The organism is Roseofilum halophilum BLCC-M91 (genome assembly GCF_030068445.1).
GTDB classification, from domain to species: domain Bacteria; phylum Cyanobacteriota; class Cyanobacteriia; order Cyanobacteriales; family Desertifilaceae; genus Roseofilum; species Roseofilum halophilum.
The window spans coordinates 12122-37106 of sequence record NZ_JAQPOK010000159.1; the positions used below are offsets into that span (position 1 = coordinate 12122).

23 protein-coding genes are annotated in these 24985 nt (G+C 46.5%); 15 read left to right on the plus strand and 8 right to left on the minus strand.

The window, feature by feature from the left end:
• Positions 1-65 precede the first annotated feature (65 nt).
• The 5 genes from PJF56_RS20390 to PJF56_RS20410 all read left to right on the plus strand — a co-directional run bounded on the left by PJF56_RS20390 (position 66) and on the right by PJF56_RS20410 (position 3776).
• Entirely contained in the window at positions 66-1322 is a 1257-nt protein-coding gene (locus PJF56_RS20390) for a SufS family cysteine desulfurase (protein ID WP_283764583.1), read from the plus strand.
• 156 nt (positions 1323-1478) lie between these two features.
• Positions 1479-1724, plus strand: coding sequence for a hypothetical protein (locus PJF56_RS20395; RefSeq protein ID WP_283764556.1), 246 nt, complete (start codon positions 1479-1481; stop codon positions 1722-1724).
• Complete coding sequence (locus tag PJF56_RS20400) at positions 1724-2122, plus strand: type II toxin-antitoxin system VapC family toxin (RefSeq protein WP_283764557.1); 399 nt, start codon at positions 1724-1726, stop codon at positions 2120-2122. Before PJF56_RS20395 ends, PJF56_RS20400 begins: the two co-directional genes overlap by 1 nt.
• A 290-nt stretch (positions 2123-2412) precedes the next feature.
• Complete coding sequence (locus PJF56_RS20405) at positions 2413-2922, plus strand: methylmalonic aciduria and homocystinuria type D protein (protein ID WP_283764558.1); 510 nt, start codon at positions 2413-2415, stop codon at positions 2920-2922.
• Positions 2923-2987: 65 nt separating this feature from the next.
• Entirely contained in the window at positions 2988-3776 is a 789-nt protein-coding gene (locus PJF56_RS20410) for a tetratricopeptide repeat protein (protein ID WP_283764559.1), read from the plus strand.
• A 78-nt stretch (positions 3777-3854) separates the two neighbouring features.
• On the opposite strand, the gene PJF56_RS20415 is transcribed toward PJF56_RS20410, so the two are convergent.
• Positions 3855-4550 carry a TIGR04283 family arsenosugar biosynthesis glycosyltransferase gene (locus PJF56_RS20415; protein ID WP_283764560.1) on the minus strand — a complete coding sequence of 232 codons (696 nt, stop codon included), beginning with the start codon at positions 4548-4550 and terminating at the stop codon, positions 3855-3857.
• An 85-nt stretch (positions 4551-4635) separates the two neighbouring features.
• On the opposite strand from PJF56_RS20415, the gene PJF56_RS20420 reads away from it, so the two are divergent.
• From PJF56_RS20420 to PJF56_RS20430, 3 genes are read left to right on the plus strand one after another with little or no spacing between them, the layout of a single operon-like run.
• Positions 4636-5991 (plus strand): DNA phosphorothioation system restriction enzyme, encoded by a 1356-nt coding sequence (locus PJF56_RS20420; RefSeq protein ID WP_283764561.1) that lies wholly within the window; start codon positions 4636-4638, stop codon positions 5989-5991.
• Between the two features lie 39 nt (positions 5992-6030).
• Positions 6031-6294, plus strand: a complete 264-nt coding sequence (locus tag PJF56_RS20425; RefSeq protein WP_283764562.1) for a hypothetical protein — start codon at positions 6031-6033, stop codon at positions 6292-6294.
• Between the two features lie 40 nt (positions 6295-6334).
• Positions 6335-8395 carry an AAA family ATPase gene (locus PJF56_RS20430; RefSeq protein WP_283764563.1) on the plus strand — a complete coding sequence of 687 codons (2061 nt, stop codon included), beginning with the start codon at positions 6335-6337 and terminating at the stop codon, positions 8393-8395.
• Positions 8396-8442: 47 nt separating this feature from the next.
• Here PJF56_RS20430 and PJF56_RS20435 read toward each other — a convergent pair whose 3' ends face one another.
• Complete coding sequence (locus PJF56_RS20435) at positions 8443-9954, minus strand: YncE family protein (protein ID WP_283764564.1); 1512 nt, start codon at positions 9952-9954, stop codon at positions 8443-8445.
• Positions 9955-10085: 131 nt separating this feature from the next.
• Between PJF56_RS20435 and PJF56_RS20440 the strand changes: the two genes are divergently transcribed.
• Both PJF56_RS20440 and PJF56_RS20445 read left to right on the plus strand, forming a co-directional pair.
• Complete coding sequence (locus PJF56_RS20440) at positions 10086-11201, plus strand: hybrid sensor histidine kinase/response regulator (protein WP_283764565.1); 1116 nt, start codon at positions 10086-10088, stop codon at positions 11199-11201.
• 37 nt (positions 11202-11238) lie between these two features.
• Positions 11239-11427, plus strand: a complete 189-nt coding sequence (locus tag PJF56_RS20445) for a hypothetical protein (RefSeq protein ID WP_283764566.1) — start codon at positions 11239-11241, stop codon at positions 11425-11427.
• A gap of 28 nt (positions 11428-11455) precedes the next feature.
• Here PJF56_RS20445 and PJF56_RS20450 read toward each other — a convergent pair whose 3' ends face one another.
• The 3 genes from PJF56_RS20450 to PJF56_RS20460 form a co-directional block, all read right to left on the minus strand.
• Positions 11456-12886: an ATP-binding protein gene (locus PJF56_RS20450; protein ID WP_283764567.1), complete on the minus strand. Its 1431-nt coding sequence runs from the start codon at positions 12884-12886 to the stop codon at positions 11456-11458.
• Positions 12887-14236: an SGNH/GDSL hydrolase family protein gene (locus PJF56_RS20455; RefSeq protein ID WP_283764568.1), complete on the minus strand. Its 1350-nt coding sequence runs from the start codon at positions 14234-14236 to the stop codon at positions 12887-12889.
• 89 nt (positions 14237-14325) lie between these two features.
• Positions 14326-15045: a Uma2 family endonuclease gene (locus PJF56_RS20460; protein WP_283764569.1), complete on the minus strand. Its 720-nt coding sequence runs from the start codon at positions 15043-15045 to the stop codon at positions 14326-14328.
• A gap of 95 nt (positions 15046-15140) precedes the next feature.
• Between PJF56_RS20460 and polA the strand changes: the two genes are divergently transcribed.
• Entirely contained in the window at positions 15141-18005 is a 2865-nt protein-coding gene (gene polA / locus PJF56_RS20465; protein ID WP_283764570.1) for a DNA polymerase I, read from the plus strand.
• A gap of 241 nt (positions 18006-18246) precedes the next feature.
• The gene (locus tag PJF56_RS20470; protein WP_283764571.1) at positions 18247-18498 is read left to right on the plus strand and encodes a DUF4351 domain-containing protein; all 252 of its coding nucleotides are present in this window, start codon (positions 18247-18249) and stop codon (positions 18496-18498) included.
• A 167-nt stretch (positions 18499-18665) separates the two neighbouring features.
• On the opposite strand, the gene nblB is transcribed toward PJF56_RS20470, so the two are convergent.
• Together nblB and PJF56_RS20480 are read right to left on the minus strand one after the other, a co-directional pair.
• Positions 18666-19349 (minus strand): phycobilisome degradation protein NblB, encoded by a 684-nt coding sequence (gene nblB, locus PJF56_RS20475; RefSeq protein ID WP_283764572.1) that lies wholly within the window; start codon positions 19347-19349, stop codon positions 18666-18668.
• 40 nt (positions 19350-19389) lie between these two features.
• Positions 19390-19851, minus strand: a complete 462-nt coding sequence (locus PJF56_RS20480) for a CBS domain-containing protein (RefSeq protein WP_283764573.1) — start codon at positions 19849-19851, stop codon at positions 19390-19392.
• A gap of 256 nt (positions 19852-20107) precedes the next feature.
• Between PJF56_RS20480 and PJF56_RS20485 the strand changes: the two genes are divergently transcribed.
• The 3 genes from PJF56_RS20485 (at position 20108) to PJF56_RS20495 (ending at position 23671) form a co-directional block, all read left to right on the plus strand.
• Entirely contained in the window at positions 20108-21592 is a 1485-nt protein-coding gene (locus PJF56_RS20485) for a methyl-accepting chemotaxis protein (RefSeq protein ID WP_283764574.1), read from the plus strand.
• Positions 21593-21687: 95 nt separating this feature from the next.
• Positions 21688-23160, plus strand: a complete 1473-nt coding sequence (locus PJF56_RS20490) for an ABC transporter substrate-binding protein (protein ID WP_283764575.1) — start codon at positions 21688-21690, stop codon at positions 23158-23160.
• Between the two features lie 67 nt (positions 23161-23227).
• On the plus strand, positions 23228-23671 hold the full coding sequence (locus PJF56_RS20495) for an SRPBCC family protein (RefSeq protein WP_283764576.1): 444 nt from the start codon (positions 23228-23230) through the stop codon (positions 23669-23671).
• A gap of 62 nt (positions 23672-23733) precedes the next feature.
• Here PJF56_RS20495 and PJF56_RS20500 read toward each other — a convergent pair whose 3' ends face one another.
• Entirely contained in the window at positions 23734-24867 is a 1134-nt protein-coding gene (locus tag PJF56_RS20500) for a DUF58 domain-containing protein (RefSeq protein ID WP_283764577.1), read from the minus strand.
• Between the last annotated feature and the right edge of the window lie 118 nt (positions 24868-24985).

Below are 24985 nucleotides of genomic sequence, written 5' to 3' on the forward strand. Positions count from 1 at the left end.
TTTAGGGGGATCGAGATCTCCCCACCCTTCGCCAATCAATCTCTATTCCTATTCATAACCCTATGATGACGTTTACCCAGCCCAAACCCCTAGCTGCCCTTGTCCGAGAGGATTTTCCCATTCTGGATCAGCAAGTTCATGAAAAACCATTAGTTTATTTTGATAATGCAGCCACGTCCCAAAAACCGAAAGTGGTTTTAGAAACGTTACAAAACTATTATCAACGGGATAATGCCAATGTGCATCGGGGGGTTCATTTACTCAGTTGTCGCGCTACGGAAGCCTATGAAGGCGCTAGGGATAAGGTAGCGGGATTTGTGAATGCGCGATCGCGTAATGAAATCGTCTTTACCCGGAATGCGAGTGAAGCGGTTAATCTCGTTGCCTATGCTTGGGGCTTAAATACGTTAAAGCCAGGGGATGAAATTATTACTTCGGTGATGGAGCATCATAGTAATTTAGTCCCCTGGCAAATGATTGCCCAGAAAACCGGCGCAGTCTTAAAGTTTGTGGAGTTAACGGACACGGAAGAGTTTGATTTTGAGCAGTTTAAGTCCTTGCTCAGTCCCCAAACCAAATTAGTTGCAGTTGTCCATGCTTCTAATACTTTGGGCTGTATTAATCCCGTAGCCGAGATTGCACAAGAAGCCCATAAAGTGGGCGCAAAAGTGTTAATTGATGCTTGCCAAAGTGCCCCCCATTTGAAGTTAGATGTTCAGGCAATTGATTGTGATTGGTTAGTGGCTTCTGGGCATAAAATGTGCGGCCCTACTGGCATTGGTTTTCTGTATGGAAAGTTGGAGTTACTCGAATCTATGCCGCCGTTTTTAGGGGGCGGGGAAATGATTGCGGAAGTCTTTCTGGATCGCGCTACCTATGCCGAACTGCCCCACAAATTTGAAGCGGGAACTCCTGCTATTGCCGAGGCGATCGCCCTGGGCAGTGCCGTCGATTATTTGACCGGTATTGGATTAGACAAAATCCACGCCTATGAAGTGGAGTTAACCCGTTATTTATTCGAGCAACTCTTACAAATTCCTGAAGTCAGGATTTACGGGCCAAAACCCAGCGAAAACAAGGTTAGATCGGCTCTAGCAACCTTTACCACAGGCGAGATTCACGTCAATGATATTACTTCCCTGCTGGATCAGGCTGGTGTAGCCATTCGTACCGGCCACCATTGCACCCAACCCTTACACCGAATTTTAGGGGTCAATTCCACCGCCAGAGCCAGCCTCTATTTCTACAATACTGTTGCAGAAATCGATTGCTTTATTGTGGCTCTCAAAGACACCTTGGCATTTTTCAAGAGTATTTTATAGCCCGATTCCTTGTCTTGAGTAATGAGTAATGAGTAATGAGTAAGAAAATCTACCTTTTTAAGGCTTGCTCTGCTCGCCTTCAGGGTAATAGCTTATGGGGCGATCGCTCTCTGAGCTATAATCACCCTAAGTTTACACCGTTTTTTGGGTACTCTCATGAAATTAGACCGTATTACCAGCAATCCCAACATGACTTTACAAGAATTACAAACGCAAGCCCTACAACTATCCACTGGCGATCGCTGGCAGTTAGTCCAAACTCTTTTAGACTCTCTCAAACGAGAAACCTATCCCAAACGAAAAAAGGGCAACCTGTCTCGGTTGCGAGGAATTGCAGCAGCTACAGAAGAAAGTAATGCTAAAGAGGATTACATAGATTATTTAACTGAAAAATATAAGTAATGCGAATTCTTATTGATACTAACGTTGTACTTGATTTCTTGCAAGGACGAGAACCCTTTGTGGAACATGCAGCAAGATTATTTGAGCGCGTTGATGCTGGAGAAATTGAGGGTTTTATTGCAGCAACAACAATAACAAATATTTACTACATTGTCCGTAAGAAAGCAGGACGAGAAGTGGCTCAAGATGCGATCGCACAAGTTCTATCAGATCTCAATATTTGTCCTGTCAATTCAGATACACTCGAACAAGCTCTTCAGTTGAATTTTGAAGATTTTGAAGACGCAGTTCAGTATGTGTGTGCTGTAGGGTATTACCTTGATGCTATCGTAACTCGTGATGCTTCTGGATTTCTTAGTGCCGAGATCCCCGTCGTTCTACCGGAAAACCTTGTTTGATATGATGTCCGGTGAATCAGTTGTCATTGCGACCTCCGGGAAGCATTCGCGCTTTACGTTTCGCGTTTCGCGTTTCACGCAAGCTTCGCTTTCATGTCCGCGAAGCGGAAACACGCAAACTTCGCTTTCATGTCCGCGAAGCGGAAACGCCAAGACTAGCGAGATTGCAGAGATTGCTTCACTCCACTGCGTTCCGTTTGCGCTTCGCGCAAGCTTCGCTAACGCAATGACGTATTGTAATTCACCGGACTTGATATTGAGTTCTAAAAAATATATTCACTCATTTCCCCATGAACCCTTCTCACACCCTAACGGTAACACGCAACAACCAAACCTTTGGGGTAGAAATCTCCATTCATCCCCCAAGCGCTTATATTCAGGAACATCTTCAGGAGTTATTACCCAGTTGGCAAAAAGATCCTGTATCGGTAATTATTTTCCTGCAACAAGCGCAGATGTCCTTAACTGAAATTTCTCCAGAAGTCGAAGCCGAAAAACAAATACTTTGGGAAAATTTTATCCGATGGTCGGACTTAGTGGCAGACTCATTAGGCGATCGCGGTTATGTCACCGATGCCTTCGATCCGCGCACCGGATATCCTCGCCGATCTTCTCCCGGAACCCTTCACCATAGCGATGTTCCTGCCGTTCATGCTGCTCTAGGATATCCCATGGAAAAAAATGGGGACTGTGCTGCCATTATTCACCCCCGTTGGGGAACCGCAGTCTATCCCAGCGTTATGATCTCCACTGCTCCCCTATCCGAAATCTTCACCGCACTCCAGCGCGAAGTTCTGTAAAATGTGCGGGATCAGCTTTTTCGCGATTATAGCTAGAAAAACTATCAATTACTAAAAACGCAATGATGAACTGGAAACCGTACCTTACGGGAATTTTAATCTTAGGACTCCTGGGTTGTCAGGAAGCGCCAAGTCAATTTGACGACACCACTGACCAACTCAATCAGGCGATTTGTCTGGAAGATTGGGACAGCGCGATCGCGATCCTCGACGATGTAATCTCAGATTATCCTAACAGTCAGAATACCTTGGCAGAATATCGCGATCGCCTGCAACAACTCTCTGAAACAGGTTTAAGCGAGATACATAAATTAGATTATGACTGTACTAACGAATCAATTCCCAAAGTGGAAGAAACGCCTCTGAGCGATCGTGTAGAAAGCTATAACGAGCAAATCAATCCCGGAATGAGCTACGCCGAAGTCGCTACAATTGTCGGTCGTCCGGGGAAAATAAACGATCTTTATTCCTACTATTTGTGGAGAGATGAGCATGGCAATTTCCTCTCTGCCAGGTTTTCTGACGACCAGTTGGATAATTTGAATGTTGATGAGATTAGGGACTGTGAAGACAACAATCCTCGCTGTGTCGCTGTTGATATTACCACTCCTGTTCCTGCGACTGAGTTTAAAGAGATTGCAGCCCGTTTTGAAGAAGGTATGAACGATCGAGCGGTTTTAGAACAGCTTTTGCAGGAATTAGGAGAACCCGCATTGCAGACAGACTCGGTTCATTATGAGTGGCAATTTGCAGAAGCAACCGATCCCGATCCTAATAATTGCACATTGTCTGTTTCTTTTGACAACGATAGTTCATCACTCAACCAGGCTTACTGTTTATATGACGATAGATAACGATAGTGAGTTATACTTAACTCCTCAGTTGGCAAACCCAGAGGCGATCGCTGAATTAGCATTGGATTCCTCAGTTTTTTAATTTTTAATTTTTAATTGATTCTGTCGATACCAACGGGCAATTTGATGCAGATCCACGCCCAAAAAAGCAGCAATTAGCACCCCTTGATTAATGGCAGTCGTGCGCCAAATGCCTAACCGTTGCCAACGTCGGGCAGAGGTAACCACGGGAAGGGGGGCGATCGCAATTTTGCCCAACGGTTTCAGGGCTTGAATTAATCGCCAATCCTCCAAAATCGGTGACTCTGGGAATCCACCCACCTGCTCGAAGACTTCACAGGATAAAAAAATCGCTTGATCTCCGTAAGGAAGTTGGCAAAGGTGCGATCGCCACTTCACCCCCCATTCCACCACCCGATAACCCCAATTTTCTGCCCCTATCCGCAACTCAAACGCCCCCGCAACCACCCCCGGTTGCTGCAAAATCTCCCCTACCCATCGGTCATACTCAGCAGGTAACTGAGTATCTCCATGTAAAAATAATAAATACTCTCCCCCCGCCTTTCTCGCCCCCTCATTCATTTGATGTCCCCGTCCCGGAGTCGTTTCGATAACCTTAATTCCCTCCTGTTGTAAGCATTCCACCGTCCCATCCGTAGAGCCGCCATCCACCACAATAATCTCCACCTCTTTCCCCGGCTGAACCCTAGCCACAGTAGACAAAATTTGCTCCACTTCATTCAGAACTGGAATAATCACTGAAATCCTACTCATACTATGGCTTTTCCTGATAAAATTGGCTAACCTATTGTTCAAAACAATAAAATCATCAAAGATCGAATTTAAATTTCTACCACTCATGTTTCCCCGTCTTCCCGATTCTATTCAACTGCGCCCCTATCAACAGCAAGCGGTAAAGAATTGGTTTGCTAATCAAGGACGGGGAACCCTGAAAATGGCCACTGGAAGTGGTAAAACCATTACCGCTTTAGCCATTGTAACAGAACTCTATCAATGCATTGATTTACAAGCCCTAATTGTCGTTTGTCCCTACCGTCATTTAGTAGCACAATGGGGGCGAGAATGCGAGGGTTTTGGCCTGTTACCAATTTTAGCCTTTGAAAGTGTACGCCATTGGCAACAAAAGCTATCCACGCAACTCTATAACATCCAAGCCCAGAAACAACCCTTCCTCTGTGTCATTACCACCAACTCCACATTACTAGGAGATGGGTTTCAGTCCCAATTACCCTATTTTCCTGTCAAAACCTTGATTGTAGGAGATGAAGCCCATAACCTAGGAACAGCCAAACTAGAAGACAGTTTACCCGCGCAAGTCCGACTGCGGTTAGCCCTTTCTGCCACACCAGAACGATTTTTCGATCGGACGGGAACCAATGCCATTTTTAATTATTTTGGCCCCGTGATCCCCCCAGAATTAACCTTAAAAGATGCCATCAACCAAGGCGCTCTAGTCCATTATTTGTATTATCCGGTGTTAGTGCATTTAACGGAAAATGAAGCCTATCAGTATGCCAAATTAACCACCCGCATCGGTTGGGCATTGGCTGCGGGAGAGAAATTAGAAGAAAATGAGAAATTAACCACCTTATTGATTCGTCGGTCTAGATTAATTGCCAATGCCCATCATAAACTCGCTCAACTGCGAGCCATTATGCAACCTCGTCTGCACACCAGCCACACCCTATTCTATTGTGGCGATGGAGCAACCGAAACCCAAAGCAGCACTTCAAATCGGCAAATTGCCGCCGTTACCCAATTATTGGGTGTAGAATTGGGTTATCGAGTCAATACCTATACCGCCAACACCTCCCTATCCCAACGGGAAACCCTGCGTCACCAGTTTGAACAAGGGGAACTGCAAGGACTCATTGCCATGCGCTGTTTAGATGAAGGTGTGGATATTCCCGCCATTCAAACCGCAGTCATTCTAGCCAGTAGTCGCAACCCCCGCCAATTTATCCAACGTCGCGGGCGAATTTTACGCCCCCATCCCCATAAAAAACGGGCTACCCTATTTGATATGATTGTGGTTCCGCCCCCTTTAGATCGACAAACCTGGGACGTAGAGCGTAACCTACTCAGGAAAGAGTTACAGCGATTTGTGGAGTTTGCAGACTTAGCCGATAACGCGGGGGAAGCTCGCGGGCAATTATTAGGACTTCAGAAGGAATACGGACTTCTAGATCTGTAAGATTGGGTACAATAGAGAAGAGTGATCTGGTCAGTGCTTATGAGTGTCAGTTATTCCAATGGTTTTATGGAGCGCATTTCCCGGATTTTTGCCGCGAAAAAATCGGGCTATAAAACCGAGTCTAATGCCCCCCATTCAACCCATGATGCAGTTTTAGAACCCCTGAAGCAAGCCTCTCCAGAAGTGCAACAGGTAGTCAAACGGGTATTGCAAATGGAAAAGGATAAGTTACATTTGTCGAGTCCTCGCAATATTAATGATGATATTCTGAAGATTATTAAGGAAGAAGTGAGAGAGCCTTAGTTGTTAATTCTTAATTGTTAATTGATTCAGGGTAGCGAGGATGAAAGTATTATCGATCAGATTGTGTAACTTCCGTCAATTTTATGGGCAAACACCAGAGGTTCAATTTGCCAGTGGCGATCGCAATATCACGATCGTGCATGGAAACAACGGCGCGGGGAAAACAACGCTACTCAATGCCTTTACTTGGGTGTTGTATGAACGGTTTACGGCAGCATTTGCCGCGCCAGAGCAGTTAGTGAATAAACGCGCTCTCTCAGAAGGAAAGGACGGGAAAGCGGTTAAATGTTCTGTAGAATTGCAGTTTGAACATAATTACCAGCGCTATCGAGTAGAGCGGCTTTGCCGAGCGTATAATCGAGGAAAAACGGTAGAATATGGTAAAACTGAATGTTCGATGTGGGTATCTGGAGATGATGGCCGTTGGCAGTTAACCACTCATCCTTTAGATGAGGTAATTGGGCGGATTTTGCCCAGTAGTTTACATCAATATTTCTTTTTTGATGGGGAGCGTATTGAGTCGTGGGGACGGGAGGAAAAAAAGGGAGAGATTGCGGAAGCAACCAAGGAATTGTTAGGGGTGGAAGTGTTCGATCGCGCCCTACGACATTTGAAGGAATCTCAGAAAAGTTTGGAAGGTGAATTAGAGAATATTGGCGATCCGCAAACTAAACAGTTCTTACGGCAAAAAGCCGAGTTAGAGGAAAAACGAAAAACCTTTAGGGATCGCCAAGCCGAAATCACCCAAGAATTGGCCTCCCATGCCCATATTAAAGAGGAGCTAAACAACGAGTTACGCGCCCTCAGTGGAGCGGAAGAACTGCAACAGCGCCGAGCAGATTTAGAGAAACAACAACAGGAGTTAAGGCAGCGACTCAAGCAGATTAAATCGGAGCTAAAACAACAAATTTCTAATCAAGCCTATACCGTTTTTTTACCCTCAGCGATTGAAAAATTTAGGGGTTTAATGGAGCAGTTGCGCCATCGGGGAGAGCTACCTAGGGGCATTAAACAGCAGTTTGTCCAAGATTTGCTGGCGCAGCAAGAATGTATTTGTGGAACCCATTTGGTTCAAGGGAGTCAGGCTTATACTTTAGTCGCACAATGGATGAATAAGTCAGGGGTGGGAGATGTGGAAGAAAGCGCCTTAAAGTTGTTGGGAGAAGTGTCCGAACTGGAAAATAAGGCAGAGTCATTTTGGAAGACTCTGAACTCGTTGCGCGATGAGATGAATCAAAAGCGTCAAGAGTTATCGGGAATTGAAACTCAATTTGATACGCTTAAATCTAAGCTAAGAAATTATCCAGATTTGGATATTCAAAGTTTGCAGAAGCGTTTGGATCAAACCGAATTGCGGATGAGTGAGTTGGAGCGAGAAACGGGAGCCAATGAGCAGAAAATTAAGATCTTAGATGCTGATATTGCCCAAAAAGACAAGCAAATTTCTAAGCATCAATTGAATGAGAAGAAACAGCAGTTGGCACAAAAACGGATTAAGGTAACGGTGGAGACAATTTCCTGCATTAAAGAAATGAAAAATCGTTTAGATACGGAGTTTCGCCTAGAGTTAGAAGGACGGGTGCAAGAAATTTTTCAGCAGATTTCTTTTGCTCACTATGCTCCCCAACTGAGTGAAAAATACGAGTTAAGCTTGATTGACAAAACTACGTTATTTGAACAGCCGGTAGCTGCATCTACGGGAGAAAATCAGATTCTCAGTTTATCTTTTATTGGGGCAATTATGGATCGGGTGAGGCAATGGAGCCAAGATCAAATGCATCTGGGTCCCGATAGTAGCACGTTTCCGATGGTGATGGATTCTCCCTTTGGCAGTTTGGATGAAATTTATCGTCGTCAAGTGGCGAAAGCGCTGCCCCAACTGGCTTCCCAGCTTGTGGTATTGGTGAGCAAAACCCAGTGGAGAGGGGAAGTCGAGGAGGAAATGAGCGATCGCATCCAACAAGAGTATGTGTTAGTCTATCATTCTCCTAAACCCAACTGTGAAGCTGACTCCCTCTCTAGATTGGGTCAACAGTATCCCCTGGTGAAACCCAGCGATAATGAGTTCGAGTATACGGAAATTATCGCCATTCGGGATTAGCTACGCAATGTTTCCGCTGTGCAACCTTGCCAATGACTGATAGCACTCTAATCCTGAAAAATCATCAGGCTTCCCGTATAACACGCCACCCATACTTGATGGGTTTGGGGGTCATAGGTGATACCAATGGGAGCGGCTTCTGTAGGCAGGGTTTGTAATACTTTCATATCCTTGGTGCGAACCTTGCTCAGGGTATCGGAGTTGTAATTGACGACATATAAAAATTGTCCATCTTCGGATAACACCATGCTGCGGGGAGCGCTTCCGGTGGAGACTTTGCTAACAATTTCCCCCGTCTTGAGGTCGAGTTTTCCCACTTCGTTATCTAGATTAAAACTGACATAGAGATAGGATTCTAAGGGGTCTAAATTTAAGTGCCGGGGAGTGATTCCCACTTGGTTAAACCATTCCACGGAATAGTTGTTCAGGTTGACTTTGGCAATATCATCCGACCCCATGATGGCAACATAGGCAAATTGGGATTGGGCATCGACTTCAATTCCCCTGGGATAGGCATCGAGGGGAATACGCTTGATTTCTTGATTTTGTTGGGTGTCGATGATGCTTAAGTCCCAGCTACACCAGTTGGAAACTAAAACGAGACGGTTATTGGGGGTGGTGGCCACATATTTAGGGACAGATCCCACCCAAATCACGTTTTCAATTTGCAGGGTTTCGGTATTGATGCGATAGAGGGTGGAGGGGTCAAAGTTGGCATCGGGATGACAGACATCATCCCCAGGACGGTTAAATCCGGGGCCGTACATTTGATAGTTGGAAACCCAGGCATATTTACCGTTGTGGGAAAAGGCGGCTTCTACGGGCGATCCTTGGAAGAGTCCGCTATATTCTGTATGACCAAAGGCTTCTAAATCGACGCGATCGCTAATGGTACCGACTCGATTATACTCCCGGTCGTAGACGGTGACGGTGTGGGAGTACATCATATTTTGGGCAAAAAAGAGACCGTTTCCCGAATATACAATGGATTTGGGGGAGAGGTCACCGCGAATCACATGGTTGAGGGTCATGGGGGTTGGGTCAGCCCAGATGGTTTCTAGAACGCTGTCGAGTTGCTGTTGATAGTCTGCTTTCAGGCTGGGAATTTGGGGAAACCGGGGATGATCGGGGGGGAGGGTGTCGAGGATGGCGATCGCCTCTTGCCAATAGGATTTTACTTCCCGCCATTGGCTCTTAGTTTCGGCCGTTGTGGTTAAAGAAATCGCCCGATTAACCGCCTTTTCCACGTCTTGCCAGCGATCGCCTTCTGGTTCCGGTGTCGGTTCCGATGCCGCCATTTCCCACTCATAGAGCGATCGCGCCACCTCTGCCTCTGGCATCAAAATTTCCGTGGCAAATACATAAGTGCCCAGGATAGACGCAGGTAAAGAAATCCCTAAACAGAATGCTTTGAAGCGCCACAGTCGTCTATATTGCCTGCGTACCTTGCGATCAACCCGTTTCGCAGGCTTAAGCCTTGGACGAGCAGTCGGCAGTTTCGCCAAAGCTTGGCTCGGAGATTTGACCCCTTTAGAGGGAGTATGGGTGAGTAATACCATGGAAATAAGAGCTGCACCGAGTCATGGCCAGTTGTTTTTCAGGGTAGCGATCGGGGATACTCAAAGTGAGTTGACCCCATCTCTGTTTCCTAGGATTGTACCCAGTTTTGGCCATTGTGAGGAACCCTGTTATGAAAAAGATACTGGTTATTGAAGACGATCCCGATGTTCGGGACATTATACTTGATGTGTTAGAAGCAGAACAGTATTGGGTCATTGGCGCAGAACAAGGTCGTCGGGGGGTTGACTTGGCGATCGCCCATCTTCCAGACTTAATTATTTGCGATGTCATGATGCCAGAATTAGATGGCTATGGCGTTCTCAGAGAACTGCAAAATCAACCTCAAACGGCTACCATTCCCTTTATTTTTCTCACGGCAAAATCCACAAAATTTGACCAACGTCAAGGGATGGAATTAGGAGCGGATGATTATATTACCAAACCCTTCATGCGCACAGAACTCTTAAGCGCGATTACAACTCGATTCAAAAAACAAAAACTTCAAACCGACAAAGCACAAACTCAACTCGATGAACTTCGTCATAGCATTTCTTTATCCTTACCCCATGAACTTCGCACTCCCTTAAATGGGATTTTAGCCTCCTCAGAACTCTTACAAAAAGAATTCACAAATTTAGATTATCCAGAGATAATGGAGCTTTTGGATAATATTAATATTTCCGCTAAACGACTAAATCGGTTGATTGTAAATTTCTTACTATATGCGGATTTAGAGTTGATTAAATTCGATGAAAAACGATTAAAATCCCTTAAAAAACAGTCAACTGAATATCCGAGTTTGGCGATTCAAGAAGTCAGTCGTAGCATCTCTAAAAAACAGCCTATATCTCGCGCTTCTGATTTGAATTTTAACCTCCAAGATGCTAATCTGGGTATGGATCAGAAAAGTTTTATTAAAATCTTGGAAGAAGTCTTAGACAATGCCTTTAAGTTTTCAAAGGCGGGAACCCCGATTACTATTTTGAGTGAAATTGAGGGGGAATTTTATCATTTATCGATTAGCGATCGCGGACGAGGGATGAGTGCAGAACAAATTACCAGATTGGGTGCTTACCAACAATTTGACCGCAAAATCCATGAACAACAGGGGTCAGGATTAGGGTTGTCAATTGTGAAACAAATAGTAGATTTATACGGGGGTAATTTTAGGATTGATAGCGTCCTAGATCGAGGGACAACGATCCACATCCTCTTGCCGAGAGTACCGGAAGTTGAATTTTTTTGATACACTGGGATAAAAGTTATTTTCAGGTGAGGTACTGATGGGTCTATTTGAAGATCGAGATCAAATGAATTTGCCCTCTGTATTTATTGGGGGTGAATATAATTGGCAAGCGCAGATTAATTCGGTGCAAGCAGAAAGCCAAAAAATCCGTCGCTTACGCCAACAGTGGAGTTCCGAACGTCCCAGTCACTTAAATAATGCCAAAGGAAGTCCGAAATCTCAGTAATTCAATCCCAAATTATCCGATTAGGGGGTCATCTTTTGGGTTTTCTCCGTAAGTTTGAAGGCAGGGTGGAAAGGGCACGTTGTAAATGCTCTAGGGTAATGGGGGTTTCTGGGGATTCAAGGGTGGCGAAAATGCTGGCTTTATGGGCGATCGCCTGAATTTGTCCCCCGGTGAGTTGCCAGCGCTGGGCTAGGTCTTCCCAGTCTAAGCTAGAACTGACTCGAATATGGGGTGCAAAGGCTTGTTTCCAGAGTTGGAGACGATCGCCTACTCCAGGAATGGGAAACGCTAAAATCTGCTCTACAACCCCTTCTCTGAGCCATTTTTGCAACCCCACAGACCCTTGATAGGCAGGATCGAGGCTTAAAATGGTGATGCCTAGATGCTGCTGGCGATCGCGCAAAAATCGATAAACTGGCCTTTGCATCCCTGGTTTTAACCACAAATGAGCCGATTTAATCAGTACAATGGGAGCCTTGAGGGCCTGAAGATCGGATAATCCAGCCCTAGGATCGGGACAAAGTTGCAGATCCACTTGAGCGATCGCCTGGTTAACCTCCGTGGCGATCGCTTCCGTTGCCGTGGTTTTTCCCGTCCCAGAAGTGCCCAAAAATACCGTAATTTGTCCCGGAGCAATTCCCCTCAATTCTGTCCCCGGATGATGGCGATATCGGTAAGCCATATATCTAAGGTTTTCCCGCAAATCTGAAGTGATAATCAAATCTGACCAGGAGGTTTGAGGCGTGTAAAATTTAATTTTCAGCGCCTCTCTGGTAGGGTGCAATAAGGAGGATAAGCGCTGCTCATCCGGGCGATCGGCTAACAGATAATTAATTAAACTTGGCGCAAGTTTAACCCGACGATGTAAAAAAGTTTCCGAGTCTGGCGGACAAAATATAACCAAACCCAATTGAGTTAAAACTGATGTAGAAGTCAGCAACACTCTCCCATCTCTCCATTGGCGATCGCCCCGACAAAACAACCGTAAAATCAGATCGACTGTCGGTAAATGGCTTTCGGGATCGTCTTGCAAATACTGGTAAAGACGGGAATAGCGCTGATTCACTTCTGGGGCTAAACTAGCTAACACCAGATGTTTTTCAAACAGACTTAAAGCAGCGCGATCGCAGAGCATCGGTAATCCTAAGATAATGCCTTGCTCTTGACTAGCCTGAATTTTTTCTTCTAATTGTTGCTGATAGTTTAATCCCTGAGACTTGTGGGCAAACACTTCTAATTTGCCGATCTCATCTCGTCCCACGGTTCCATCTAAGGTCACCAACCCTTTCCACCAATCACTACTAGCCCGATCGCCTGGGGTTTTCGCCACCCGATCGATCGCTTTTCTCTCCCGTTGTCGTTTCGCCACCGCCAAACGAAGAATGCGATCGAGCCAGTTAAACTCGGTTCTCAAATAGCCCCAGTTATCAGTAAATGGAGTCGTGCGATCGCTGGCCATTCACTTTTCCTGCTTTCCTGGAGCTGAACTGAGATACTGACACACTTGGGGGGTTAACACTTGAGCGGCGATCCCATGACCTTGGGCATTCCAATGTCCCCCACACTCGACCGCATTGGCAAACCCATGTAAGCACACCTGATTCTCCTGGGCGTAGGTTTGCAGGGTTGGCGCTAACGTCACCACCGGAAAATTGAGGCGATCGCCTAACGCCTTAATCCGATGATCTGGATAAAACAAATCCGTAATCCCATTACTCTCCACAAACCCATCTCGAAACGCTCGATTAGGATTTACTTGCACCTCATTCGTTAACGTCACCACCATAAATTCTGCATCCTTCTCTTGCACCTCCTCATGCATCAACCCCATTAAATCCTCCGTCACTCGCCAAGCCTTTTCCCAAGTTTCATCCTCTGGTTCCCGATATAAATAATTATAAGTATACTGGCGCAGAGCTTCCAATTCTCGGTTTTTCATATCCTTTTCCACATTCCGCACCAACTGCAAAATCCGGGAACGATCCACCAACCAATCTGGCAACATATCCACCCTAGATAAATTATAGGGCGGTAGGGTTTTATCCGGGTTGCGAAAAGACATATCCTGCTCTAATTCTCCCTGATTGTTATAGACAAAATAGGGACGATTGCGAGCATCTAAGGGCTTATAATTATCAGCGATATCATTGCCTGTAAATACAGCTAAGAGTACCATATCCGGGTTGTAGGGCCAAACATCCCGACGCAAGCGTAATAACTGCTGTCCGGTTCCATAATTGGTGACCCCAAAATTAATCACCTCTACGGTTTTTCCCTGGAGCGCCGGACATTCTTTTAATCCCTGTTCCATTAACCACCAATAGGTTTGCTCTAGGGGGACTTGTAGCGCTTCAGAAAAAGAATCACCCAAGATAGCAATGCGGAAGGTATTCGGGGCTTTTTCTAGAGGATGTTCGCGATCGCGCAATCCAGCACTGTTAATCTCAATATAGGCTTCCCCTTCTGCCGTCCACCACCCCGACATCCCTGCTCTATGAGTCCATCCCAAATCCTCATCCGTTTGGAAAAAGTTCGGTTGAGCAGTTCCCGGTGCAGGTTTCGGGGGCGCACTTCTCTGGGAAGGTAAAACCGTCTCCGGTGCTGGAGCCAGTGAAGGGGATGGGGTTGGAGAAGGTTCTACAACAGAAGGGTTCGGTTCTGGAGAAGCCGAAGCTTGGGGTTGCGGTTTCGCTTGAGGCGGAATATTAGCAATGCGTAACCCCACTTCTGCCACCAATAGGGCAAAGACTACGCTTCCCGCAGCCAACCCCAGATTACCCATCCATGTTTTTAACCCGTTTGTCTTCATTGAGAATTTGAGCGTTGAGAGTTCTAGAAGCTCTGATTTTAGCAGTTCGCTGAACCGGTTGTTTGAAAATACTATATCTTAGGGAAGTCTCAAAGCTCACTCGGATCGATTCCCAGTTCTCGGAGCTTGGCGATCGCCCGATCGCGCTCTGTCTCAATCTGATTTCGTTCTTGCTCAATGCGATCGCGCTCTTGCTGAATCTGATTTCGTTCTTGCTCAATGCGATCGCGCTCTTCCATCACCTCCTCCGGATCTTGAAAAGGTTTTCCATTGGGATAAAACACCGCTAAACCCTCAGCGAATAATTCAAAGCGAATATCTAAAAGCGGAGATGTCCAAGGTAAATTCAGAGGAGTAATTAACACAAAATCCTCATCTTGGTCTCCCCTGACATATCCCCAAAAATCACGGGATTCCGGGTTATAAAAAAACATCTCCAGCACCCCATATTTTTGATAGAATACCTGTTTTGCGAGCATCTCACTATTGGAGTTACTCGGTGACAAAATTTCAAACACAACTTGGGGAGCAATATTATCTTCTTCCCATTGTTTATAACTGCCGCGATCGCCAGGAGGTCGGCCAAAAACAACCATGGCATCAGGCGCTTGAGCTGGAGCAGGAGGTGCATCAACCTGAACCGGATACCACAGTAAATCCCCAGCAACAAATACCTTTTGCTGGGCAAATAAGCGCCTTAAATTACTCACCAGGTAAACAATCCATCGATATTGAACCGTGTTTTCAGCCATGGGTAAGCCATCGGAGTCAGGATAAAGAATTTGCGGTGTACTGGGAGCTTGAACCATTCACAATTTCCCTCAGTGCTGATTGCAGATATTTGAGTATTATATCCTCTATGATAGATAGAGTAGTTTCAAGCGATCGCTAACCGGACAAGATCTTGCCTTCATCCTCCCGCCCCCTCTTACTACTCATCGACGGACATTCCTTAGCCTTCCGTTCCTATTATGCCTTCGCCAAAAGCAGGAATGGAGGGCTAAAAACCCGTAGCGGCATTCCCACAAGCGTTTGTTTCGGCTTCCTCAAATCCCTATTTGAAGTCCTAGAAAAAGAACATCCCCAAGCCTTAGCCATAGCCTTCGATCGCGCTGAAGCCACCTTTCGCCATGATGCAGATGTGAACTACAAAGCCAACCGCAAGGAAGCACCAGAGGACTTTTTACCCGATCTGCAAAACCTACAGCAGATTTTAGCCGCCCTCCAAGTTTGTATCGCTACTTGTGCCGGGTATGAAGCCGATGATGTCCTCGCCACCTTAGCAGAGCAAGGCATACAAGCCGGATATCAGGTGAAGATCTTAACCGGCGATCGCGACTTATTTCAACTCGTCGATACGGAAAAAGCCATCAGCGTCCTGTATCTAGCCGGAGGAAGTCGTAAACACGACACCGCAGCCAATGAATTTACTCCAGCACAAGTCAAAGAAAAAATGGGCGTTCATCCCCACCAAATTGTAGACTACAAAGCCCTGTGCGGCGATCCCTCCGATAACATTCCTGGAGTTAAAGGCATTGGTGAAAAAACTGCCGTCAAATTGTTGCAAGAATATAGCACATTAGATAGCATTTATGCCTCCCTAGATCAAATAAAAGGCGCAATACAAAAGAAACTCAGAGAAGGAAAAGACCATGCCTACCATTCCCAGTTTCTCGCCCAAATCACCGCTCAAGTTCCCCTCGATCTCAGCCTAGAGGCGTGTCATCTGCAAGGCTTTAAACCCCAACCCCTAGCTCAATTATTCCAAACCTTAGAATTAGAACAATTTAGCCAAAAACTCGATCATTTCCAACTTCTACTAGGCGGGAATCCTACCCCAGTCGAACCAGTCATTGTCGATGAAAAACTCGATTTTTGGACAGCCGCAGAAACCGAAGCCGCCCAAGCCAAAAAACAGTTACCCTTTACCCCCCTTATTATCGACAACGAGCAAAAACTCACCGATTTAATCAAAAAGCTCAAAACCTGCCAAGATCCTCAAATTCCCGTCGCTTGGGATACAGAAACCACAGCACTAGAACCCAGAGATGCCGAATTAGTCGGTTTAGGATGCTGTTTTCAGCAAGATCAAACCCTCACGGTTGCCTATATCCCCCTCCACCATAAACACGGACAGAATTTAAACAAAAAACATACCCTAGAACTGCTGCGCCCCCTGCTCGAAGATACCGCCTATCCCAAGGTCTTGCAGAACGCTAAATTTGACCGTTTAATCCTCAAACATCAAGGCATTAATCTGCAAGGCGTTGTTCTGGATACTTTGCTTACCAGCTATGTTTTAAATCCCGACAGTAATCATAGCCTCAGCGCCTTAGCCCAACAAGAATTAGGCATCATTCCCCAAAGTTACGAACAACTCGTTCCCAAGGGCAAAACCATTGCCGATATCGATATTTCCCTAGTTTCCAAATATTGTGGCATGGATGCCTATGTCACGTTCCAACTCGTCCCAATCTTTGAGAAAAAACTGAGCCAATTCCCCCAACTTAAACAGCTCTTAGCAGAGATTGAAATCCCCTTAGAGCCGATTTTAGCCCAAATGGAATGGACAGGCATTTGTATCGATAGCAATTATTTAAAAAAACTCTCCCAGCAATTAACCGATCAACTCAAAACCATTGAGAAAAAAGCCTATGAAGCTGCCGGTGAAGAATTTAATTTACGTTCCCCCAAGCAAGTCAGCGCTTTATTATTTGATAAACTCCAACTACCCACAGGACGCAAAATTAAAACCGGATATTCTACCGATGCGGCAACCTTAGACAAATTGCAAGCCAATCATCCAACGAAAGTAGTTGAGGCAATTTTAGAATATCGCACCTTAGATAAATTAAACTCCACCTATGTGGATGCTCTACCCAAATTGGTGCATCCCCAAACCCAGCGAGTTCATACAGATTTCAACCAAGCGGTTACCAGTACGGGACGTTTATCTTCTTCTAACCCCAATTTACAAAATATTCCCATTCGCACAGAATTTTCCCGCCAAATCCGAAAAGCGTTTATTCCTCAATCGGGATGGATATTAGTGGCGGCAGATTATTCCCAAATTGAGTTAAGAATTTTAGCCCATTTAAGTGGCGATCCGACGCTGGTTGATGCCTATCAAAATCATCGCGATGTGCATAAAGTGACGGCTCAATTACTGTTCGATCGCCAGGAAATTACCCCAGAAGAGCGCCGTTTAGGGAAAGTGATTAATTTTGGAGTCGTTTATGGTATGGGGGCGCAACGGTTCGCTAGGGAAGCGGGGGTAAGCACGGCAGAAGGAAAGAAATTTATTGAACGGTTTAATCGCCAATATCCCCTGGTGTTTGAATATTTAGAAACAACGAAAAAACAGGCGATTAGTCAAGGGTTTGTGGAAACAATTTGGGGTAGACGACGCTATTTTGAGTTTGAACATTCTGGTTTACAGGAGTTACGAAATAAACCACTAGATTGGATTAGTTTAAAGAAAATGAGTAAAAGGGATGCGGAATTCTTGCGAGCGGCAGCGAATGCACCCATTCAAGGTTCGAGTGCTGATTTGATTAAGATGGCGATGGTGAAATTGGATGAAGTTTTGCGTCCCTATCAGGCGCGGATGTTATTGCAAGTTCATGATGAGTTAGTGTTGGAAATGCCGCCAGAGGAATGGGAGGAGTTGGAGGGGAAAATTAAAGAGACGATGGAAAATGTCGTTTCTTTAAATATTCCTTTGGCGGTAGAAATTCATCAAGGGAAGAGTTGGATGGAGGCTAAGTGATAAGTAATGAGTAATGGGGAGGATCTAAAGGAATTGCTTTTTGGGACAAAAGAGGTTATGTTGGACAATGGATAATAACGCGACTTAGTTCAGGTGCTGATACCAGGAAGAATTCAGCCCATCAACCGTCAACGATTCCAAACTCAACTGGGGGTGAAGATAAGCAAGAAATTGCACAGTTGATGATGTTCTTCCTTAAGCTGAATGACTCAATATTGAAGATGAACACGGAGATCGAATCATGGCAAGCATTATGCATTGGATGGAAGAAGGCAGAGAAAAAGGTAAGCAAGAGCAAGCAGTGGCAATGATTTTGCGGCAACTGCCTTGGAAAATTGGGGCGGTTAAGCCCTATTTACAGGAAGAAATTGAAGAACTGTCTCTATCCGACTTAGAGGATCTATCCATTGCGCTGCTGAAGTTTTCGGACTCTGACGATCTGGAATTGTGGTTAGAGCGAACAGCGAGAAAAAGCCCCCTGATGATCTCTTGAGATCCTGTCTGAGTGAACTGTTATACCCTACCCGCTACTTGAACACCATAATTAAAAATCTAGGGAGCGAGACGCTCCCACTCCAGTAATATCAAAGAATTGAAGGAGTGGGAGCATCTTGCCAGGCTCTCTTTTCCGATTACCGATTACCGATTACCCATTACCCATTACCCATTACCGCGCGAAGCGCTGTAAGTATTTTGGGCAGCGATCGCCACTTGCTCTACCGGATCTTGAGCCAGTCGATTCAGGGCAGACTTTACCCCTTCTCCTTCTGCCCCCAAACGGTGCAGAGCTTGGGCAACCCGGTGGCGAACTTGCCAATCGGGATCGTCCACTAAGGGAAATAAGAGTTCCACTGCTTCTGTATTGCCCAATTCTCCCAAAGAACTGACGGCTGCTGCACGGACTAAATCTGTAGAGGAGTCGAGGGCTTGTTGAAGCAGACTCAAGGCACGAGGATCGCCCAATTCTCCCAAGGTTGCCACAATACTCATCTGCAACAGCCATTCCTGAGTGTTGCCATAGGCTTGTTCTAAATCGGGATAAGCTTCAGTCAAGTGCAACGCCCCAATACCGTCAGCCGCAGCCGCTTTCACATCAATTTCTGGATCGTTTTCCAGGCGATCGCGTAAAATCTGTAAGCTTTGCTCTCGATCGGCTTCTCCCACTGTCGATAGCTGGCTCACTGCTGCATAGCGCACCCGCACATTACCATCATTGACTAAGCCTTCAATCTTGGGGAACGCCACGGCTGGATCGAGCAGACGCAACATATTCACCCCCCGCAGGCGATCGCCATAATTTTCCGAATCCAATAATTGCTGAACTGATTCCGGGGTTACACTCATAGAATTAAAACACTCTTAATCGGGTTATCAGGAACAAAGTTTAAGCCTGAGAATCAAGATCGCGCAAAATATCCCCTCTGGTGAGGATACCCACCAATTTCTGCGCCTCATCTAAAACTGGCAACCGGCGGATATTATGTTTTTGCATCACCTTGGCTGCATCGCGCAAAGAGCGATCGCCTTTGACTGAAATCGGGCGATCGCTCATCACCTCCCGCACCGTCAACCCCATCGCCTTCCGCAAATCCTTCTCATAGGTTGCCGGATTTTCCAAATAAATCACACTATCTAACAACATAATATAAGGCGGTGGCTCCACGCCTGTTTCTTGCCACATCAAATCCGCTTCTGAGATTACCCCAATCAGCTTATACTCTACATCAACTACGGGCAAACCACTAATACGGTGTTCTACCAACAGGTGAATCGCCTCCTTCAAGGACGTATCCGGGCGAACCACCAAGGGATCTTTGGTCATGACATCAGCGACGGTTTTCGGCATAGGGGGCCTCTCCCAACAATTTGGTATTGAGTGTAACCATTATAGGGGAAATGGGGAGATGGGGGAATGGGGGGGGCGTGGAGAAAGCCCAATCAAGGCAAACACTTCTTCATTACTCCATCGGTATTGATTTTATTATAGAAAGGGAATTGTATAGCAACTAGAGCCAACAGTAGTTTAGTTTACCCATTACCCAAATCTTCTTTTCCCTATTATCGAGCAAAGCACTATCATTTACATCCTGCCAATTTTTACTATGATAAAAAACACATTGAAAACCACCCAATTACTCCAACATTTGAAGCTCCGCAACTCAATCTTACTGGGATATTCGATTCCCGTTGTTTTGTCAGTCTTGACCGCAATTTTAGTTTATGTTCAAGGAGTGAGAATTGTTCAGGAAAAATCCCAGAAAGTCACCATTCTTTATCAAAATATTGAGGAAGTTCAAGGTCTTGCCTTTAGTATTGCTGAACTGGAAAAGGCTGGTCGGGGTTATTTGCTGGGACAGAGAGCTGATGAGTTAAAGCGCTATGAATACTGGGATAGCGAACTCTACAACCGTTCTGAGGCAATTCGTGCCTTGATTCAAGATCCCCAACAGAAAAAGACGCTCAATGAAATTATTCAAGTGGGCGATCGCATGAATGAGCTGTATCGGCGCTTAATTTCCTATCTCCAATTGGGTAAACCCCAAAAAGTCCAGCAAATTTGGCTACGAGGTGAAGTGCAAGCCATCACCCAAAATCTGGGAGAATTGGTGGCCGCCTTTGCTGCCAACGATCAAAAGCGGCTGGCCGAGGAACAAGCCAAACAGCAACAGGCACTGCAACTGTTAACCCTTCTTGTGTTTGGAATTGCTGGAATTTCTGGCTTCATTGCCTTCCTGGTAGGCATAGGTATTGCCACGGCTATTAGTCAGCAGATGAATCAGGAAACCAGCGCCATCTCGGCCACTTCAGCAACCATTGCCAGTACCCTTGAAGAGCAGGATCGCAATAGTGCCCAACAAGCAAGTGCAGTGCGCGAAACGACCACCACCCTGGATGAACTCAACTCCTCCTTTCGGAATGCAGAAGAACAAACCAACGACTCTGCCTTGGGTGCAAACCAAGCCTTAGCCCTCTCGGAACAGGGGAAAGCCGCAGTTGAGCAAACCTTAACCGGTTTAGGCAATTTACAAACCAAAGTAGGAGAGATTCGACAGCATAGCGATCAACTCACGGCCAAATCAGTCGAGATTGAAAAGATTACCCAAGTGGTCAGAAATCTGGCCACCCAAACCAATATGCTGGCCCTCAATGCCAGCATTGAAGCAGTACGAGCGGGGGAACAGGGTCAAGGGTTTGCCGTCGTTGCCGCAGAAATCCGGACTTTGGCAGATACCACAAAGAAATCAGCCGCCCAGATCGATCAACTGATTACAGAAATTCGCACAGAAATTGACACCTCTGCCCAAGCAACGGAAGTGGGGATTCAAACGGTAGCTGAAGGGGTGGGAATTGGTAAAGAAATGGCTGAGGTTTTTGACGGTGTAAAGGATGCGGTGCAGAATGTGGCGATCAATAATCAACAACTGGCTCTCAATGCCAAAGAGCAGAGCCAAGCCATGCAGCAAATTTTGATCGCGATGAATGATATTACTGAAGCGGCAGAAAATAATGCCTTGGGGGTTAGTCAACTCCGTACAGGAATGCGTCAACTCAATGTGGCCTTAGAAAATCTCAATGGGCTGGTTTGAATGAGTATGGGTTATGGTAGGCAATAGCTTATGGGGGCCAGGTTTCTGTGATTGAAGAAAGTTAGGCTCTCTGTTACTTTGCTCTAATAAATACGATGCTCAAGTTCCATACTCAAAGTCACATCGAGGGGATGTCGTGTCCCTATTGTCAGGAATTGCTGCTTCAGTCCGGGTTAGAGGGGAAACTGGCCCAGCAGCTTGGGGGCCCATCTTCGGAACAGCAAATAGTTTGGCAAGACCTCCTCAACAGTGCGGGGGGCGCGATGAATGTGATGGCTGCGGCTTTTGGCGATCGCGCCAGGGATGCCCAGCACGATCGCCTCCTAGCAGATAGTGGCATTGAACCTTACCCCTCGGCCCATTTTGACCGGCGTAAGTTTTTACAGCACCTTCTCCTAGGGGCAATGGTCACCACCCTCAGCAACTGCACTGGAGCTGGGAACCGTCGAGAACCCTTTTCCTCTGATATTCCTACCACGCGCCTAGAGAAAACCCACCTCAAAATTGCCTTTCTCCCCATTACCTGTGCCACGCCCATTATCATGGCCCAACCCCTAGGGTTTTATGAAAAATATGGCTTAACCGTGGAACTGATCAAAATGAACAGTTGGACTCAGGTGCGCGATGCGGCGATCGCCGGAGAACTAGATGCCTACCACATGCTCTCCCCCATGCCCCTAGCCATGTCTTTAGGCCTCGGCTCTGTTCCCAGTGCCATCAAATTAGCCAGTATTGAAAACATCAACGGCAATGCCATTACTGTAGCCTCCCGCCATCGCCAAACCGTAAAAGGGCCCAAGGACTTCAAGGGATTTCGCATTGCCATCCCCTTTATCTATTCCATGCACAACCTGCTGTTGCGCTACTATCTAGCTGTGGGTGGACTCCATCCCGATCGCGACGTGGAATTAGTCACGTTGCCCCCTCCACAAATGCTCAGTGGTCTTCGAGACGGCACAATTGATGCCATGATTGTGGCTGAACCCTTTAATCAACAGGCCGTTGAGCAAGGAATTGGGTTTATCCATTTGCTCACTCAGGAATTATGGCCCGGTCATCCCTGCTGTTCTTTCACTGCCTCTCAAAGTTGGATTGACGAACATCCGAGTACCTTCCGCGCCCTCAATAAGGCGATCATTGACAGTGCCAATTATGCCCGCCAAGCCTACCATCGAAGGGAAATCGCTCAGGCGATCGCTTCCCCAGAGTACATTAACGCCAATCCCAAGACCCTGGAAGCCGTGTTAACCGGCAACTTTGACGATGGTTTAGGAAAACGCCGCAATATTCCCGATCGCATCGATTTCGACCCCTATCCATGGAAAAGCTTCTCCTACTGGATCACGACCCAATTCCAGCGCTGGGGACTGCTGACGAATGATAATTTTCAACATGAGGCGATCGCCGATCGAGTCTTTATGACTGGACTAGCCCGCCAATTGAGCAAACAATTGGGTCAAACGCCGCCCACCCTTATTTTGCGCTATGAAGACCTCAAATTTGGTCGCTTTGATCCCACAGAACCCAATCAATATCTGCAACAGCAAATTGCCAAGTATAAGTTCTGATGAATATACAGGATCGATCGCCTAGAATACATAATTAGCCAGTGATGTTATTCCCCTATTCCCTAAGATGTCTTCTCGCCAAATTTTCGAGCAATCGATTGATATTAAGGCCAATGCAACTACCGTGGAGCGCTGTTTTACTCAATTGGATTTAATGCACCAATGGCTTAATCCGATGTTGGAGTGTCAACCGGTGGGGGAGTGGAGTACGGACAAGGGGAGTCAATCCCGGTTTATGATTAAAATGCCGGTGATTCAACCGACGCTTAGGAGTACGGTGATTGAACGGGAACCGGGGTTGGTGGTTTGGCAGTTTGAGGGATTTTTTCAAGGATGCGATCGCTGGGAATGTCAGCCGATAGAGTCTGGAACCCGCCTGATTAACCGGTTTGAGTTTGAAATTCCTAATCCCTTAATTGCGTTTGGGTTTAATCAATTTGCAGCGACTTGGACTCAAGAAGATATGAAAGCACAACTCACGCGCTTCCAGCAAGTAGCACAGAGACTGTAGGGAAGGGGTAATGGGCAGAAGGGTAATGGGTAATAGGCGATCCTCCCTATCTCCCCATCTCCTCACAGGGGCTGTTGCAATTGGGACTCTAGGGGCCGATCGCCGTTTATCTCTAAACCCTTAAAATCCTGTTTAAGGCTACCAGACCCAGCTTCTGGGGGCCAAAAGACCCAACGACTGCCTGGGGGGAGTTGGTTGAGGCGATCGCTATTTTGGGTCAGTAGAATTAGGGGTAAATTAGGTAAATTCCGGGCAGGTTCCCCAAAACCCGTTCCGGCAAGGCTCTCTAACACCACTTGATGGCCCTGAATCAGACCCGTATAAGCTGTCCAGAGCTTAACATTCATTTGCCGACGGGAGGCGTGGAAATAGAGGGAAGCCGCAGCAATAACCGCTTGTTCAAAGGTTTCTGGATGCCAAGCCCATTCCGTATCGAGGGCAATCACCACATCGTCACCACCGGCCATAATTTCCAATTCCCGCACCCTTAAGTCGCCATAGCGGGCGCTGGTACGCCAGTGAATCAATCTTAAGGGGTCTCCAATACGATAAGGACGCAAGGAGCGAGTTAGCCCTTCTGTGGCATTTTGTATGCCCTGATGGTCGCGCTTAAATTTGGGGCTTTGGTCTTGCCCCAAGTCGTCGATCAGGGGACAAGTCCGCAGGGGCAGCACTTGGGGATAAACGATCGCCGTGGCGGGTGCTTCCCGGCGACGGCGACACCAAAATAAGCCTAAAGGGGCGGCTGTCCTGAGCTGTAAGGTACTCCAGCGATAAATTCCTCGTTTTTGGGTCGGTTGATCGTAAATCCACTTGTAGCTGCTGTGAGGCTGGATATGGGCGATCGCTGCGGTTTGGGGAGGACTGAGAACAAAGGGCAGTAGGTCTTGGACTTGCAGCAGGGTTTTGGGTTGGTTGGTGCGATTTTCGATGTCGAGTTCAATGGTGAGGCAATCGCCAGCGCTGATGGGGCGAAGACGATGGCGACGGATCTCTAGACCCCGTAGCGATCGCACCGGTAAAATAGCAGCCATCAACAGCAGAGCAGCAAGAATACCACTAATCACATACAACCATCCCACCATGGTATTAGTCGCTGCCCCGAAAAAGAAGACCATCAGAGCTGACAGCAACCATCCTGCATAGGCTGGATTAACCCATTTTCTCTCTAACCAATCGGCGATCACCCGTATCACGCTCTTACTCCATAAATTATTTCCCCTTAATCTTTTATAGCGCTTTTGGAGATGGGGGGATGGGGGAGTGGGGAGACACGGAGACACGGGGACACGGAGACACGGAGAAATGGGGAAA